At 57.4% G+C, this 13,953-nt stretch carries 17 protein-coding genes; 11 read left to right on the top strand and 6 right to left on the bottom strand.

Annotated elements, in window-relative coordinates; all coding sequences use genetic code 11:
• Positions 1-428: 428 nt before the first annotated feature.
• The 4 genes from ABIB66_RS38630 (at position 429) to ABIB66_RS38615 (ending at position 3,028) form a co-directional block, all read left to right on the top strand.
• Positions 429-671: a hypothetical protein gene (locus ABIB66_RS38630; protein ID WP_354258543.1), complete on the top strand. Its 243-nt coding sequence runs from the start codon at positions 429-431 to the stop codon at positions 669-671.
• An 810-nt stretch (positions 672-1,481) separates the two neighbouring features.
• Entirely contained in the window at positions 1,482-1,928 is a 447-nt protein-coding gene (locus ABIB66_RS38625; RefSeq protein WP_354258540.1) for a hypothetical protein, read from the top strand.
• Positions 1,929-2,570: 642 nt separating this feature from the next.
• The gene (locus tag ABIB66_RS38620; RefSeq protein WP_354258537.1) at positions 2,571-2,804 is read left to right on the top strand and encodes a hypothetical protein; all 234 of its coding nucleotides are present in this window, start codon (positions 2,571-2,573) and stop codon (positions 2,802-2,804) included.
• Between the two features lie 2 nt (positions 2,805-2,806).
• Positions 2,807-3,028 carry a hypothetical protein gene (locus ABIB66_RS38615; RefSeq protein ID WP_354258534.1) on the top strand — a complete coding sequence of 74 codons (222 nt, stop codon included), beginning with the start codon at positions 2,807-2,809 and terminating at the stop codon, positions 3,026-3,028.
• A gap of 763 nt (positions 3,029-3,791) precedes the next feature.
• Here the strand turns inward: ABIB66_RS38615 and ABIB66_RS38610 are convergent.
• The 3 genes from ABIB66_RS38610 to ABIB66_RS38600 form a co-directional block, all read right to left on the bottom strand.
• The gene (locus tag ABIB66_RS38610; RefSeq protein WP_354258530.1) at positions 3,792-4,214 is read right to left on the bottom strand and encodes a hypothetical protein; all 423 of its coding nucleotides are present in this window, start codon (positions 4,212-4,214) and stop codon (positions 3,792-3,794) included.
• 17 nt (positions 4,215-4,231) lie between these two features.
• The gene (locus tag ABIB66_RS38605) at positions 4,232-4,453 is read right to left on the bottom strand and encodes a hypothetical protein (RefSeq protein ID WP_354258527.1); all 222 of its coding nucleotides are present in this window, start codon (positions 4,451-4,453) and stop codon (positions 4,232-4,234) included.
• A 216-nt stretch (positions 4,454-4,669) separates the two neighbouring features.
• Entirely contained in the window at positions 4,670-4,840 is a 171-nt protein-coding gene (locus ABIB66_RS38600; RefSeq protein ID WP_354258524.1) for a hypothetical protein, read from the bottom strand.
• 1,063 nt (positions 4,841-5,903) lie between these two features.
• Between ABIB66_RS38600 and ABIB66_RS38595 the strand changes: the two genes are divergently transcribed.
• On the top strand, positions 5,904-6,092 hold the full coding sequence (locus ABIB66_RS38595) for a hypothetical protein (RefSeq protein ID WP_354258521.1): 189 nt from the start codon (positions 5,904-5,906) through the stop codon (positions 6,090-6,092).
• A 195-nt stretch (positions 6,093-6,287) separates the two neighbouring features.
• Here the strand turns inward: ABIB66_RS38595 and ABIB66_RS38590 are convergent, their stop codons facing one another.
• Positions 6,288-6,455, bottom strand: a complete 168-nt coding sequence (locus ABIB66_RS38590) for a hypothetical protein (protein WP_354258570.1) — start codon at positions 6,453-6,455, stop codon at positions 6,288-6,290.
• A gap of 1,015 nt (positions 6,456-7,470) precedes the next feature.
• Between ABIB66_RS38590 and ABIB66_RS38585 the strand changes: the two genes are divergently transcribed.
• From ABIB66_RS38585 to ABIB66_RS38560, 6 genes are all read left to right on the top strand, one after another.
• The gene (locus ABIB66_RS38585) at positions 7,471-8,085 is read left to right on the top strand and encodes a hypothetical protein (protein WP_354212137.1); all 615 of its coding nucleotides are present in this window, start codon (positions 7,471-7,473) and stop codon (positions 8,083-8,085) included.
• Between the two features lie 348 nt (positions 8,086-8,433).
• Positions 8,434-9,537 carry a DUF2336 domain-containing protein gene (locus tag ABIB66_RS38580; protein ID WP_354212135.1) on the top strand — a complete coding sequence of 368 codons (1,104 nt, stop codon included), beginning with the start codon at positions 8,434-8,436 and terminating at the stop codon, positions 9,535-9,537.
• A 256-nt stretch (positions 9,538-9,793) separates the two neighbouring features.
• Entirely contained in the window at positions 9,794-10,336 is a 543-nt protein-coding gene (locus ABIB66_RS38575; protein ID WP_354212133.1) for a hypothetical protein, read from the top strand.
• 87 nt (positions 10,337-10,423) lie between these two features.
• Positions 10,424-10,741: a DUF1488 family protein gene (locus ABIB66_RS38570; protein ID WP_354212131.1), complete on the top strand. Its 318-nt coding sequence runs from the start codon at positions 10,424-10,426 to the stop codon at positions 10,739-10,741.
• A gap of 224 nt (positions 10,742-10,965) precedes the next feature.
• Positions 10,966-11,718 carry an outer membrane protein gene (locus tag ABIB66_RS38565; protein ID WP_354212129.1) on the top strand — a complete coding sequence of 251 codons (753 nt, stop codon included), beginning with the start codon at positions 10,966-10,968 and terminating at the stop codon, positions 11,716-11,718.
• A gap of 944 nt (positions 11,719-12,662) precedes the next feature.
• Positions 12,663-12,863: a cold-shock protein gene (locus tag ABIB66_RS38560; protein ID WP_354212046.1), complete on the top strand. Its 201-nt coding sequence runs from the start codon at positions 12,663-12,665 to the stop codon at positions 12,861-12,863.
• 103 nt (positions 12,864-12,966) lie between these two features.
• On the opposite strand, the gene ABIB66_RS38555 is transcribed toward ABIB66_RS38560, so the two are convergent.
• Together ABIB66_RS38555 and ABIB66_RS38550 are read right to left on the bottom strand one after the other, a co-directional pair.
• Entirely contained in the window at positions 12,967-13,179 is a 213-nt protein-coding gene (locus ABIB66_RS38555) for a hypothetical protein (protein WP_354258518.1), read from the bottom strand.
• 34 nt (positions 13,180-13,213) lie between these two features.
• A complete protein-coding gene (locus ABIB66_RS38550; protein WP_354258412.1) occupies positions 13,214-13,384 on the bottom strand; it encodes a hypothetical protein in 171 nt (56 codons plus the stop codon).
• Between the last annotated feature and the right edge of the window lie 569 nt (positions 13,385-13,953).

The following is a 13,953-nucleotide window of genomic DNA, read 5'->3' as shown; positions in this document are numbered from 1 at the left end:
GGAGCTCTCCAACGGCTATTGGGATCTTCTCGACCGACTACCGGCCTATCGGGCCTTGCTCCCGCGCAGCGGGCTGGAGCGCAGCGACTTTGTGCATTGGCCCTTAGCTGAACATCTCGGAGTCCACTTTGATGTCGGCTATTAGCGGTAAACCTCACTTAGGGCGGCGCTTGTCTATACCGCCGGCCCGAAGCGGCCACGGGCCTGCCTGTACCTCGATGGTTTTCTGCTCCGTAATTCTCCGCTGAGAATTGCACTCCCGATTATAAAGTACCGAATGGCAAACTGAATATTACCATCGGCAAGCGATCGCAATGACAACTGCACCTCTAAGCTTGCTGTGTGAGATTACGCACGCTCAATTTGGGAGCATTGAGGCATGATAGAAGCGTGCTGCAATTAAGCAGCTCCTTTCGTGGAGACTTGTCATGTCTTCCTACCCTCGTGCCCTTGCAGTTTTCGCCCTTATCGTTGGTTTCGCCTCGGTCTTCGGCTCTCACTCGGCTTCGGCGATTGGGCTAGATTTTTTGAATCATATGAATCCAGAATACACCAAATGCATCAGCAATGTACGCGCCTCGATGCACTACAGAGATCGAAACGACAGCAAACTTCAGAATGCTGTCGTGAACGCCTGCAATCGGGCGCATCCAGCTTTTGGAAAGGGTTAGGCGCGCGGACCATGCTGCTTGCCCCCGAGCGTCCTCGTGCTGAACGGCTTGCTAGCCGCGCGAGGAGGTGTTTTCTCGCGCCAGGAGCAGACATCGACACTCTAAGCAGATCTTGTGGCAAGCAAGGATCAACGACTCAGGGTCTCGCAGCAAAGGATTCTTGCTTGCTGTGCTACCCTTTCCGGGGACCCATTTTCAGCTACCCCAGCCCCAATCAGCGGGCAAGAGCTGTCGCAGAGACCAGGCGTGGCAACTCGCCAGCCATTCGGACCCGTTATAAAACGCGGGGACGCTGCCCAAATCGTAATCTGTCCGGGAAGAGATCTCTGCTACCGGAACAAAAAAATGCCTCCGGGTCAGGCCCTTGAGGGCACTGATGATAGAAGGGTTATTCTGTCATCAGTTATATGTTAGCTCAAGAAAAGATAGTTTCAGAACTTCGCGGCTCGACTAGCGAAGCCCTTCGTCAGAGCGCTTGCTGCTAGTTTCACATGAAATCGGACAACCACAATGCTGGATGCTTACCTGCGTAAAGGGGCAGCGCTACCGACTGAGCCAGCGCTTGACGGTCGTCGGAGAGTAATCGAAGACGCAATAACGTCAACTTTGCTCACGCCCGTACGCTACATGCACAGCCCGGATGCAATCCGAATATTATCTCTCTTAGTTGGCGTCGAATTCGAGAAACCGAATGCTTGCGAGCTTAGGCTTTGGCAAAGGTTTGACTCTGTTCTAACCACAATGAATGCGCACTCCGTCGAACCAGACGTTGTCGCAGACCTACGATACCAAGATCGGGTCCATAGGATCGTGATCGAAGTAAAGTGGGATGACGTTCTGCACCTCGATCAGGTGCGATCGCAATTAGCGAGCACCGCTGCCGATATAGAGGCGCCAAGCAGTGTTCGTCATTTTTCTCTCGTCAAATTCGCCGACGACGAGGTACTTCGATTCAAGAGCCTTTTCCATCGCAACCAGCCGCCCGATCAATATCTCCCGCGCGTTAGAGCGGGGAGACTGCAAGACGTGGCGAGCGAGCGGCGACGTAACGTCTATACGGCGCAGACATTGGTTGAAGGCAGTCAGGTGCGGTGCAAAGTCCGGCATCTCTCCGATTCCTCTGCGATCGTCCAAATCGATAACGCGCCTTTCGTGCCCGAGGCATTTGGGCTGCGCGTTCCGAGCGCTGGCTTAGATATTGATTGCTCCGTTGTGTGGCGTGATGAGCGACGTCTCGCTGTGAAGTTTCTGAACTGATCGCCATGCTCCCAGTCGATGTCGTTGCGGGATAGCAGCCGCACCCGTGCGTCGTCCCGGATCACCAGCATCCGATAACCGTCGTGCTTCACCTCATGTATCCACTCGGGGCTGTTGGGGACCCTCCTGGCCGTCGCCAAGCACAGCTCGTAATCCATTCTAATAAAGCTGGAGGGTCTCTGGTGGTCGATTTGGAGTCGCAAACTCGGTCATGCCGGGACGCTCCGGCCGGGGAGGGGAGCGCTCGAACTGCGGGCGGAGGGGTTGGAGAGCTTCCGAGAACACTCGCAACAGATAATCTCGTGATATGTTCGGACAAGTAGCCAAGCACGAGCGCCCTATGCCAGCACTGCGGAAAGCCGAACACCCGCTTGAAACGCTAGGTCAAGACATCGGTCAACAGGAAAGGCGCAGGCCGTTTTCAATCAGCATCACCGGCAAATGCTCGATCCTGTTCGTGACCGCGATTGGGTGTCTTCTTTTCGAAGCTTACCGATCACCCCGGAACAAAGCTCGTCCTTCTGTGGAACGGATGGATGGAGCGACGCTCAACCGGCAAAGGTCTCGAATATCGTTTGACCGAAGCCGGCCTGACAGAACTTAGCCGCCCCCAGTAGGCACAAACCGTGGGAAACGACGATCGTGTCACAGGCCATGGAATTGATCGTCGCTAGCTACGTCAAGGTGCGCGACCGTCGCGCGCTGACGGAGCTGCTGGCGCATCCGCGCAAGGTGCTGGCTGAATTGCAGGCTGTATCAGGCATCAACCCCGAAAACGCAGTCAGGGCGATCCAGGACGAACTGGCTGTGATCGAAGCCGGCCTCGAAGAACTTAAACCGCCGCCCGGTTCTCTCCCTGAGCACCAGTGGAGCTAGAGATGCGCGTTAACAAGATCAATTGGGACAAAATCGGCCGGGTGACGGAGCCGGGTCGATTTAAGTGTTTTTTCGGATATCTCACCGTCACGTCTGACGACCTAGATGTGTGGGCACGTTATCCGCACGCCACGTTCACTTTGATCACGCAAACGGCGGATGAGCAGTCAGTTGGCGAAGAATATCGTCTCGGCGCGTTCGACATAGGAAATCCTGAACAGTAGCGAAGCGGGCGGAGCTGATCGCCACTTGAAGACCGATAGGTTCACGGCGGACACAGCATCAAGGACCGGTAAGCCGGAACGGTCTATCCGACGCGACCCGCACCAAGGCTCTAGGCCCCGATTTGGACCGCGTCCGCTGGACAAGGGGCGCCGAACTGGACGCGCATGCTGCCGCCGCTTGTTCCAGATTTAACTCTCCGCGGCGACATCAAGCTTAACCCGCGGTTTCGATTGCGCCGGAGCTGCTGAGCGTTAGCCTCTCTGCACCGGACATTGCTCCCGTCCGGGCTCACCATGGCGACGCCGTCGCGCCATTATATTCGGCGCGGCGGCTTCGTTTATCGGCCACAACGGTATGAGCTTCATTTGGCGATTAGGCCCAACGATGACCGGCCCGATCTCGTTGAGATACGACGACAGATCACGAACTTGCGCTCGCAACACTCTGACAATCTTCTCGTCACATCGCGATTGAACCGCTTCCTCGTGAAGATTGCTTTTCTCTCAGAGCCAAAAGATGCGGCGCACGCCCTACATCTTCAGTCTGAATTCGCTCGGATGCTGCGAACTGTTGACGAAATCGTCTCACGAGGCCCATTCACGAAGCCGCGGCGCAAGTAACACTAACGCACGAACGTTCTTGCGCCGATCCGGCCCAGCGCAGATGCTGGATGCAGTCGCGAAGTCGTCATCGTTTCGCGTATCGGCGCATTCGCGGCGAGGGGTCGCCGTCACCCGGTCGACGACCCCGCCCATGGGCGACCTAGTAAGCACGCCGCACTACTCGGGGCAGAGATGGCAGTCTCAGAGAAAACCGGTGGGCAAGCGCGAGCACTGCGGCTTCGTCGGTTTCGAGCGCGATCTTCTGGGCGAGCATCACATCGCCAGCCGCCAGAGGACGTTCGGGAACGAAACACCAGCCGATCACGGGCTGCCCTGATGCGTCGAGTTCTACAACATTGCTCAGGGTACCATATTGAACTCGATATCGTCTGCCGGTGTGAGAACCGGTGACTTCGAAATAGTTGTTGGCATCCAATTGCGCGCGCTGCTCTGGAGATAACCAATCCCGCAGCAGACGCCGCGAACGCGCTTCCGGTCCATTTTGCTCAGTGAAGCTCCGATAAAGCTCACGGAGGGCACGGAAGCGTGTTCTGTTAACGTCGCTGCGTCTGAACGGAAACATTGTCGCATCGCGATAGCTTAGCCGCCGACGAGGCGCGGATAGAATAGTGTCTCATCTGCGGCGGGATCAAACGACCGTGTGACCTTCAGTTCACTGCCCGCCTTTCGCGTCGCGGCAGTAAATCCCTGATCAGTGAGCTGCTTAAATCGCCGTTCAGCCTCGGCGAGCCCCTTCGGATCAGTTTGCTCAAAGAAATGTCTGCTGTCGCCTGTGTGGTCCATAACGATTTGGGTAGCCATGGAAAAAACTCCGCAATGCCTAGGGCTCTGATGAAGGAACGAAACCTCGCAGCACTAAAAAGTGTTCCTAAGTTCGGCATGACTGGCAGTTCTTCTGGCGACGCTCGAACTCGACAAATACCTGATCGGCCGCCACCTAACGCCGGCACGGATCGGCGCGATCGATCCGCCGCGACCCGACCCGTGCCAAGGCGTAACGCGCCGATCTCGACCGTTTCACGACGTCGCGTACCAGCCGTCAGGAAATGGAATGAGCGGCCAGGGCGCGTTGTCGTTCGCGGCGGCGGGTTTGCTCGCAGGTGTAAGATCGGAGGAGCAGTCCTCCACCTCAGCCACCGCAGCGTCACTCGCCGGGCTGCGCGCGGCGCAGCTCAAATCGATTTGCATGAACAAAGCTCCCCACCGGAAGCGCGGTTACTTTGCAGAGTTCAAAAAAGTCGATCGAAACTTAATCACCCAACAAGATATCGGGTCGCCTTGCTTAGCGATAGGAGCGCGAACCTGACCTAGTTGGCGGGCAACGCTATCAGGCGTTGCCGCGCGGCCAACACTCATCCCTCGACCGAAAGAAGACGGCGCGTCACAGTCGGCATGGTTGAGCAGGCAGACGCCCAAGCCTAGGCGCTGCTCGCTCCGGTGTGCGGCTGACGTCCGGCGCTGAAGGCACAAGGAACCAATGGGGGCCGATGAAAGACCCGGATCACCGTCGTTTAAGATCGCGCTTCTTCCAAGGTGCACCTAACTGCTCCGGACCATCACGCAACGCGACCGGGCTGTCGCCGGCGACCCGATATTCCCGGTCGAAGAACGCCGGGACCGCCGGGACATATCGGCCACCCATGAGGCCATCGATTTTTGGAAAGCCGCGGCCTCTAACAAAGTAACGACTGCTCGCCAGTGGGTGTACTGTCCATGTCCTAAGACGGCCTCGCTCAAGGATCGTTCGTCGGCGAATAGGGCAGCTGTTCGAGCGTAACTATCGATCTATGCGGCTCGCCTTTTGATCGCCGTGGCTGCGTTCGCCCGGCTGCCGCTTGTTCGCGCTCTTCGTGATCAGGTTCACCCGCGTTGGCATTCATGGCGTCGCCTGAGCGCGCCGAGCCAAAGCGGGCGCGCGGTCGTAACGAAGCAGAAGCGCTTCCCAAGCACCCGGCCGGTAAGATGTCCGCAAGACTTTCTCCGCAGTCCATTCTACGCGCAGGACGATCTTGCCGTCGAGCCGGAGATCCAGCGCGGAGGTCCGGCCTTAGCCGGGCGCAAATGCGCAGTACCCTAATTGCCTTCCTGCCACAGCTAAAAAAGGGTTGTTTGGTGAAGTGATGGCGGGGCTGCAGTGGCTTTTTCACGACCGGGCGTCCGCGGTTCAGCCGCGGTGTACGCGCGATCACTTACCAACGAGACGAATTGAGCGCCTTGGTGGAATAGCAGGCCACGAGCCAGGAGAACGAACATGAAGATCGGCGTTGGTCTCATCGCTGCTGCGGTTGTATGCGGCATCTCCGCAGCTCCAGTTTTCGCAAAGACTGCAAAGGAATGCACGGCGGAGTGGCGTCCTGACAAGGCCGGGATGCAAGCCCAGGGCGTGACAGAAAAAGCGTACGTTGAGCAATGCAGGTTATCCGCCCCGCTCTCCTGCTGAATGGCTGGCTGACGGCCATGTGACCTGCAGCATCCAGTGCCTGAACGGCCGCTGCGATCGCAGGATCGATGTGCGGCTCGAGGCGCTCCCGCAGGATCGGCCGTGGTCGCGCGTCGGGTTGCGCCTAGTCTGCTCGGCATGCGGCCCCAGGATCTGTGCATATCGTCCCGAACTGGCATGACAGCCGCGGGCAAGTCAGGCCAAGCATGGGCCCTTGAGGTTTTGATTCCAGCGATGAAGCACGTCACCGAGCGCCATTTTGCCAATCCAGAAGCGGCAGCCCGCAAGCTGCTCGAGCTCGCCGCCAGCATAGAGCCGGTCCAGGACGGCCGAATCCACATCGAGCACGCGGCCGCCGCTCAAACGGGCCATGTCGGAGCAAGCGCAGGAAGTAGCGCTTATTGTAGTTCTTTTGGTCGCTTATCACTTAGCCCCCGCCCCGTGCCGGCGAGCAAGACCGTGACTTAGCAACCGCGGTAAGTCAACAAGCCGCCGGGCGACATCTGCGGCTCCGGCCAGACAACGAGGCAGCGCTTCCGTTAGCGGCTCTTTTACTCGGCAAGGCTACCGTTTCTCGATGATCAAGGGCGTGACCATAGCTGCTCTTATGCTGGCGGCGGCCAGTCTCGCAGACCAGCAGTTGTCCTACGGGCGCTATACGGACGCGGCCTCGGCTATGCTCCGCCAGATCGAGCACTCATTCCGGCGATAGGCGGCACCGGACGCATGCGCCAAGCGTCGGGCTCAAGCTTCGCGGCTGAAGGTCGCGAGCTTTCCGTCCCGTCTAGGTGTGTGGATACGGTGATGGGTTCTATCCAGCCTAGATCCTGGCTGTCGGCACTTCGGGAGTAGGCAAGCTCACGAGCTGCGGCTGATTGTACCGATCAGGCAGGCGAGGGTTATGCCTCAATGCGCTACGGCATGGCGTTAGCGTCTTCGAGGTAGGCCGTACATGGGCACATCCGTGGGATTCATTCAGGAGTACTAAGGGAAATAGACTAGGGCGGCCGTGTTTGCACAACGCTGGGAGATTGCGGAAATGCCGGTTGATTACAGCCGCTGCTTCAGTATCCCAGTAGTGCGAGACCCACCCAACTAACAACAATTATCGAGCTGGCGACTGCCATGACTGACAAAATCGTTTTGGCAACCTTCGTGAGCCGCATTTGACACCTGCGATCCCTACGCCCCTCATCGATCTTCCATCCAAGTCTCAGTTGCGTAAAGGCTGAAAACAAAGGCTGAACGGACAAGGCAAAGAAGTTGTGGCCAAGCTGCCACACCAGCGCTTCTCAGAGAGCGTTGCCCAATCAAAAATCTAGGCTAAGCTTAGTTCGATTGAGATTCGACCTTCTACTAAGTATTTGGTTCGGTCTTCATGAAAACTCGTAAGCTGAAAAAGCTTAGCGCCGTATCGGTTGTTTCCATTGGCTGCGCCGCAACGGCGGCCATGTGGTTCAATTGGCATGGATGGTTTCAACACCGTCCTCAAGACTATGAACAATGCTCTGCGCAGGCCGAGAAGACGGCCTCGTCTGGAGATGAGCGCACGGCATTATTGGGAGAGTGCGATAAGAAGTTCGTGGCACGGCGCAAGGTGGGCGGAGGTTACACTTATTATGACTTCTTGCAGAATCGGCAATTTGTGATTGCTGGTCCGAACCCCACTAGGGAAGAACAGAAGCACTTCGACGAGCAGTACTCATTGTACTTGAAGGCTCAAAAGCAAGAAGCAGATGCGGCGAGACTCGCAGAACAAGAAACCCGAAATTCGCAGCCGGATTCGAAGGACGGTCGTGTCGTCGGCCCGACATCTCCGCCTGGGGCGCCCCTTGTGATCACCCCGAGTAGGGTTCCGATCCCGAAAGCACGCAGCTCTGTCCTTCCGCCAGTTGCGTCGTGCGAGGAGTCATCTCCGTCCTGCAGATGGGAGAAGTTTGCCGCCGGTATCAAGAAATTTTTCCAGTCTAACGCCGGCGAAAGTCGGCCTTGAAACAACACTCCGCTTTTCGCTATCGGGGTCCGTATCACTCGCCCCGGTTCGGATTCTGGGCGCACTCCCACACGCGTTCGTTACTATTGGCCAAGGCTAACCAAAAAATATCCACCAAAACGTAGCCGGTCATTGTTTTAGGGTCTGCACAATCAAGATCATGCAGGCTTGTCCGCCCAGCGCTCCGAGGCAATCAGCCTATTTAAATTTTGAGCGTGTCAGTTGGGCGGTCATTAAGGCAATACCGACAGGTCGGTCGAGAGCTTTACCGACCGTTCAACCGTGAGGTGGTGTAGTCGTCTCGCTCATATTGCCGTTTGGATAGTTTTCAATCTGCGAGGCGCGCCCATGGCTAGATCCGCGTCATTTTTAACTGATTTGGAAGAGGCTGTTTCACACGGAAATCCAGAGAGCTGCTTGAGGGCGTTGTGGCATGCGACCGATGTGCTGATTGCGGGCACTTACTCCGAGGAGCAAATCTGGACATTTGGCGAGATCATCGGTCGTCTCGCCCAGGAAATTGAGTCAAGTGCCCGCGTCCGCTTGGCAGGAACATTGGCGGACAGCAACAACGCGCCCTACAAGGTGGTGCGCCGATTGGCCTGCGACGACTCTATCGACGTTGCCTGGCCCATTCTCAGCCGATCGGAGCGCCTCGACACAGATACGCTAGTCTCTTGTGCTCAGAGCATGAGCCAGCGGCATTTGCTCGCAGTTTCAAAGCGAAGATCGGTTCCGGAGAGGGTGACCGATGTGCTCGTGGTTCGTGGTTCCGCGGCGGTCGTGACCTCGGTCGCGGCAAATAGCGGCGCCACCTTTTCAAGTTCCGGCTTCCTGCATTTGGTGCGACGCTCGGAAGGGGACACGATCCTGGCCGAGTCAGTGGGTCTTCGAAAAGACATTCCACGGCATGTCTTCCACCAGCTTATCTCCAAGGCCTCTGAAGAGGTGCGGCAAAAGCTGGAGCGGGAGCGCCCGGATATCGAGCCACAGATTCATCGGGTCGTCGTTGATGTCACCGGTGCTATTCACGCCAGATTTGGTCCGGCCTCGAAGGATTATTTCACCGCCAAGCGGACAGTGGCTAAGCTGCGCGAGCGAGGCGAACTGAGCGAAGACAAAATCTTTGAATTCGCCCACTCTCTAAAGTTCAACGAAACAGCCGTTGCGCTATCGTTACTTTGCCCGCTGCCTATCGACGTCGTAGAACGTGCATTGACTGATCGGGATCGCGAGCCAGTATTGATCCTAGCCAAATCGTTGGATCTCTCATGGCCAACTGCAATGGCACTGCTGTTCTTGGGGGCTCCGGACTATCGCATCATGGCCAGCGATCTCGACAGGTTGAATCTCGATTTTCATCGCCTGGATGTCAACACCTGCCGTGGGATCATAACCATCTATCGATCACGAAGGGCCGAGATTGGCGCACCGTTTAGCCCCAGACTTTGATGACTTCGAGCGCGTCGGCCTCAGGGTTGAGCCGCGTCGAGCCATTCAAGGGTCGCACAAGCGCGCCGCGAGCGCCGATGGCTACGCTGGACCGACCACCTGAGGGCAGCGGCGCGTCGCCATCCGCCGCGCCACCGGGCATAGACCGGCGCGAAAGCGAACCTCGAGGTTATTCCAACGCATCATCGTGTCGGCGAGTTCATGCAACTGATAGTTTCGTGATAAGTTGAGATAATCAGCCAAGCACGAGAGTCCTATGCCAGCACTGCAGAAACCCGGTCATGAACTCGTAGCCCAAGCCCTAGCGGCGGGGAAGAGTCAGGCAGATGCTTACAAGGCGGGTGGGTATGTTTATCAGCCAGCAAACGCTCACAGGCTCTGTACGAGTCCCGCTGTCGTAGCGCGGGTGAATGAAATCGCGGCGGATCGCTACGAAGACGAGCGTCGGGCCCGAGAGATAGCCACGAACGAAGCTGGTCTCGACGAGGCTTGGATTCTCAAGCGGCTGAAATATCTGACGGACATCTCACTTCAGGGGCGTCCGATCAAGAACAACGGCGTGCCCACTGGGGAGAACACAAAGCCCGACGGACCAACCGCGGTGAAATGCCTGTCTTTGGCCGCCAAGATCAAGGGAATGCTGGTCCATCGCCACGAGGTGGGTGATCCCGGAGAATTTTCGCGGATGACAGACGAAGAACTAGGCCTGTCGCTCGAGCGGCAGGCCCGTGGTTTAGGTTTGTCTGACCGTGCAGTAAATGAAATCCTCGGCCTTAGAGGCTTGAAAACGAAGCATTGATCTTGAGGCGCGTGCCACACTAGACGCCCTTATTGCCCGCCAGCAGCGCGGCCTGCTTTAACGGGTCATTGGAAAGGGACCGGGCTCATGCCGCTGACGCGAGGAAAGCCCATTGGGTATGATGCCGACCTGATGGCGTTCAAGTTTACGATGAGGAATGGACAGCAAATTGTGCGATGCCAAATTAGCACTGCCGCGCTTAGCGACTTGGCTGATCGTCGGAGAGGCTCGAAAGGGGACTTGCTTGCTGAATTTAAGGCCCATCGCGTGCTGATCGAAGCCATAGCGTCCGCACTGTTCGACCAATCATCCAATGAGAAAACAACGGTGGTTAGTATTTTTTCGAAACACATTCCGATCAGCCGTTTCGGCAGAGGTCATTCGATAGTGCCGGGACGGAGCTGAAGGGTCGGATAGCGCCCATCCGCCGCGATTTCTGCCGGATGAATTTGCCTTATCCGAAAGGGTAAACAAATCAGCGGCTTACACGATTGCTCATTTTGGTCTTGAGTGTTGTCCATCGGATACAGGTCTTTGGGAGATTTGCGCCTATCGTGCTTCCACAGTTCGATCGGCAGTCGTGCCAATGACCGCTTCGCCTGAAGCGCATAACAAGTGGGGAATTAGGGATGAAGAAGTTTTTACTAGGCACGGTAGGCGTGCTTGCGCTCGGAATGGCTGTGCCAGCCTCGGCTGCCGACATGCCGATGAAGGCTGCGCCGGCTCCCTACGTTGCCCCGATCTACAACTGGACCGGCTTCTATATCGGCGGCAATGGCGGCTGGGCGCAGAACCACAATTGCGTGGATTTCCTTGACGCGGCTGGCGTAGCCTTCGCTTCTGGCTGCCGCGATCGGTCCGGTGGCGTCATTGGTGGCCAGCTCGGTTATCGCTGGCAATCCAGCCAGTGGGTGTTTGGTCTGGAAGCGCAGGGTGATTGGGCGGATCTCAGCAACCAGCGCGTCAGCCTCATCAATCCTGCGCTCTCAACTCGTACCAAAACCAGTGCCATCGGCCTCTTCACCGGTCAGATCGGCTACGCTTGGAATGCGTCACTGTTTTACGTGAAGGGCGGCGCGGCGGTGACGGACAACCGCTTCAGCGTCCTCGAAAACGCTTTCGGCACTGAACTCGTGGCGCAAAGCGCGACCCGCTGGGGTGGCACCGTGGGTGTTGGTTGGGAGTATGGCTTCGCGCCGAATTGGTCAGCCGGTATTGAGTACGACCATCTGTTCATGGGGCACCGCAATAATTCGTTCACGGCCCCTCCCGCTCTTGCTGGATTTGTGAACGACCGGATCACGCAGGACGTGGACATGCTCACGGTGCGCGTGAACTACCGCTTCGGCAATTACGGCAGCCCGGTCGTCGCGAAGTACTGATCTCGCGTTATTTAGACCTCTCCAGCAAACCAAGGTCGGCAGAAATGCCGGCCTTTTTTGTTGGAGGGTATATATCTAAAGAAGTCTCTCAGACCCGCCACCCGCAATCGAGCCCTCGGGCCACCTGTGCCCGCCTGCACCGGCTGGTGATCCGCCGCGGTGGTCAGCGCATTCGATGCTTCACACGCACGGATTGTGATTGCGCCGACCGCTTCCCGGATGCGCGCTATCGCGGGGACTATCGGAGAGGTGGCTCAAGTCGAAAACCCCGCGAGCGAAGCGGTGCGCCGGCAGCGCCGAGTAAGACTGGAACAGCCCCGGAGGCTGTAGCAAACGTCCGTCGGACACGCCGAAAGGAGATCGACAGTGACCGAGCCGCAAACGGGTCCCTTCTGCCGAGGTTCACGCTCGCGGGTTTTTCTCTCTTCTTGTGAGACGCAACTAAGGCTGCCATGCTCGTTCATTGCTCAAGCAGGCGACTGCTGACGGCGCGCACAGCGGACGATCGCCAGCGGAGCGACGAGATCTTTCTAAAGCGGCTTGCGGCGGATGGACATTGTCTGTGCTGACCAAGGCGCAATCCTCGCACCCGGACGAGTGTTCTAAGGTCGGGACGCTCGCAGTGGCATGCATCGGCGAAGGAACGCGCCACAAATGGACAGCCGGAGAACGCGTGGTCGTTTGCGATGCGGCGGGACCGCGTCTCAGCGGCAAACAAGGAGTTATTCTCGGGTTCGGCGCTACGCGAAGCAGGCTTCGAGTGTTGCTCGACGGGTCCAGGGGACCGATCACGCTGCACCTGAGCTTCGTCGACCGAGTGACGCAACTCGTTGGAGCTTCAGAACGAAGCGAGGATAAAGGTGCATTAGAATCGTGAGATGCTGGCTTTTCGTTTTTATCAGCTTCTGTCATGTTACGACGTTCATTTTTCAGGAGAGACGTCCGTGGCGACAGGGATTGTGAAGTGGTTCAACGCGACCAAAGGCTATGGTTTCATTCAGCCCGACGACGGCGGGAAGGACGTCTTTGTCCACATATCAGCGGTGGAGAAGGCTGGCTTCAGTGGTTTGGCAGAAGGTGCAAAGGTGAACTACGAGATCGTGAGCGATCGGGGCAAGCAGTCCGCAGGTAATCTGAGACTGTAGGCGTGGCTGGGACAGGGTCCGCCAGTTCGCGCCGGCGGCCGGGCGCTTTGGTCACGTGTATCGAAATTGAGTACACGCTTTGGTGCTGCGATCTTCGGCGCTTTCACCGCTCCAGTTCCTTGACGGCCTCCTTTAGCAGTTCGAGAAGCCGGATTTCACATGCCCCCATGACGAACTGATCGGCGTCGTCAGGCACGACAATCTGCCCCTGCACATGTCCATCATGGGAGTGGATGATGAAGTCTCGGGCCTTGCACGCTTCGTTGCGGACGTTCGTTATCGCCTCAAGCGGACCCCATTCAATTCTGACAGCCACTGCTAACTCTCGCTCTTGGGGAAACGCGCGCGAGCTACTGCGCGTCATGCGAGTTGAGGAGCGGTAAAGCCGGCAGATCGATCGGCTCGCCTGGAGGTCGATCAACCCGGTTCGCTTTCTTTCCGCTGACGAGGACACCAATATAGCCGGCACCCACCAGTAGGGCCCCTGCGATCATCAGCCAGTGCGGGAATGCCAAGGACATGGTCGCTGGCCTCAAAATACCGCGCACGGGCGGCGGTAGAACAAACCTATTCAACCATTTCGTGATTGAACAAGTCAAATATTTAATATTTAATAGCTACATTAACTGATTAATTGTGAGATATTAAGAGCGCGGGGTGCACTTATGCCCTCGATCGAGTCTATGCACTTAAGCAGCACAGAGCCTTCCGACCAGCACCCCTATGATCGCGCGCCGGGGGCGCCTGCTGCGTGGTGTCCTTCGGCAAGTGGGCCAATCGTCGCCGAGCCGGAGGCCGCGAATGACACCGCGGGCGAATGGCCTCTGCTACCGTTTCCTGATGGCTGGTACGCCACCTGCTGAGTTATGACGCGGCGTCTGCCTCTATGGTGCTGGCAACCGGCAAAGCCGGCACCTGAAAGCGTCTGCGGGCCGGTGGGGTTGCCCATTTAGCACAGTGGCGAGGATTCACCCCAATCAGGGATGATATGTGAGATACTCGACAGACAGTGTCGGAAGAGGCGATACTCTTGAGGCGGGATGATGGGCGTAGCCGCGTCATTTTGCATGTCGGAAGATGTACTTCGCTT

Source organism: Bradyrhizobium sp. F1.13.3 (assembly GCF_040548265.1).
Taxonomy (GTDB): domain Bacteria; phylum Pseudomonadota; class Alphaproteobacteria; order Rhizobiales; family Xanthobacteraceae; genus Bradyrhizobium.
This window is presented reverse-complemented; position numbering and strand designations above follow the sequence as displayed.

Coding starts and splice junctions, on each gene's coding strand:
- ABIB66_RS38630 (WP_354258543.1), top strand. CDS start 429: ATGTCTTCCTACCCTCGTGCCCTTGCAGTTTTCGCCCTTATCGTTGGT.
- ABIB66_RS38615 (WP_354258534.1), top strand. CDS start 2,807: ATGCGCGTTAACAAGATCAATTGGGACAAAATCGGCCGGGTGACGGAG.
- ABIB66_RS38610 (WP_354258530.1), bottom strand. CDS start 4,214: ATGTTTCCGTTCAGACGCAGCGACGTTAACAGAACACGCTTCCGTGCC.
- ABIB66_RS38605 (WP_354258527.1), bottom strand. CDS start 4,453: ATGGCTACCCAAATCGTTATGGACCACACAGGCGACAGCAGACATTTC.
- ABIB66_RS38600 (WP_354258524.1), bottom strand. CDS start 4,840: ATGCAAATCGATTTGAGCTGCGCCGCGCGCAGCCCGGCGAGTGACGCT.
- ABIB66_RS38595 (WP_354258521.1), top strand. CDS start 5,904: ATGAAGATCGGCGTTGGTCTCATCGCTGCTGCGGTTGTATGCGGCATC.
- ABIB66_RS38585 (WP_354212137.1), top strand. CDS start 7,471: ATGAAAACTCGTAAGCTGAAAAAGCTTAGCGCCGTATCGGTTGTTTCC.
- ABIB66_RS38580 (WP_354212135.1), top strand. CDS start 8,434: ATGGCTAGATCCGCGTCATTTTTAACTGATTTGGAAGAGGCTGTTTCA.
- ABIB66_RS38575 (WP_354212133.1), top strand. CDS start 9,794: ATGCCAGCACTGCAGAAACCCGGTCATGAACTCGTAGCCCAAGCCCTA.
- ABIB66_RS38570 (WP_354212131.1), top strand. CDS start 10,424: ATGCCGCTGACGCGAGGAAAGCCCATTGGGTATGATGCCGACCTGATG.
- ABIB66_RS38565 (WP_354212129.1), top strand. CDS start 10,966: ATGAAGAAGTTTTTACTAGGCACGGTAGGCGTGCTTGCGCTCGGAATG.
- ABIB66_RS38550 (WP_354258412.1), bottom strand. CDS start 13,384: ATGTCCTTGGCATTCCCGCACTGGCTGATGATCGCAGGGGCCCTACTG.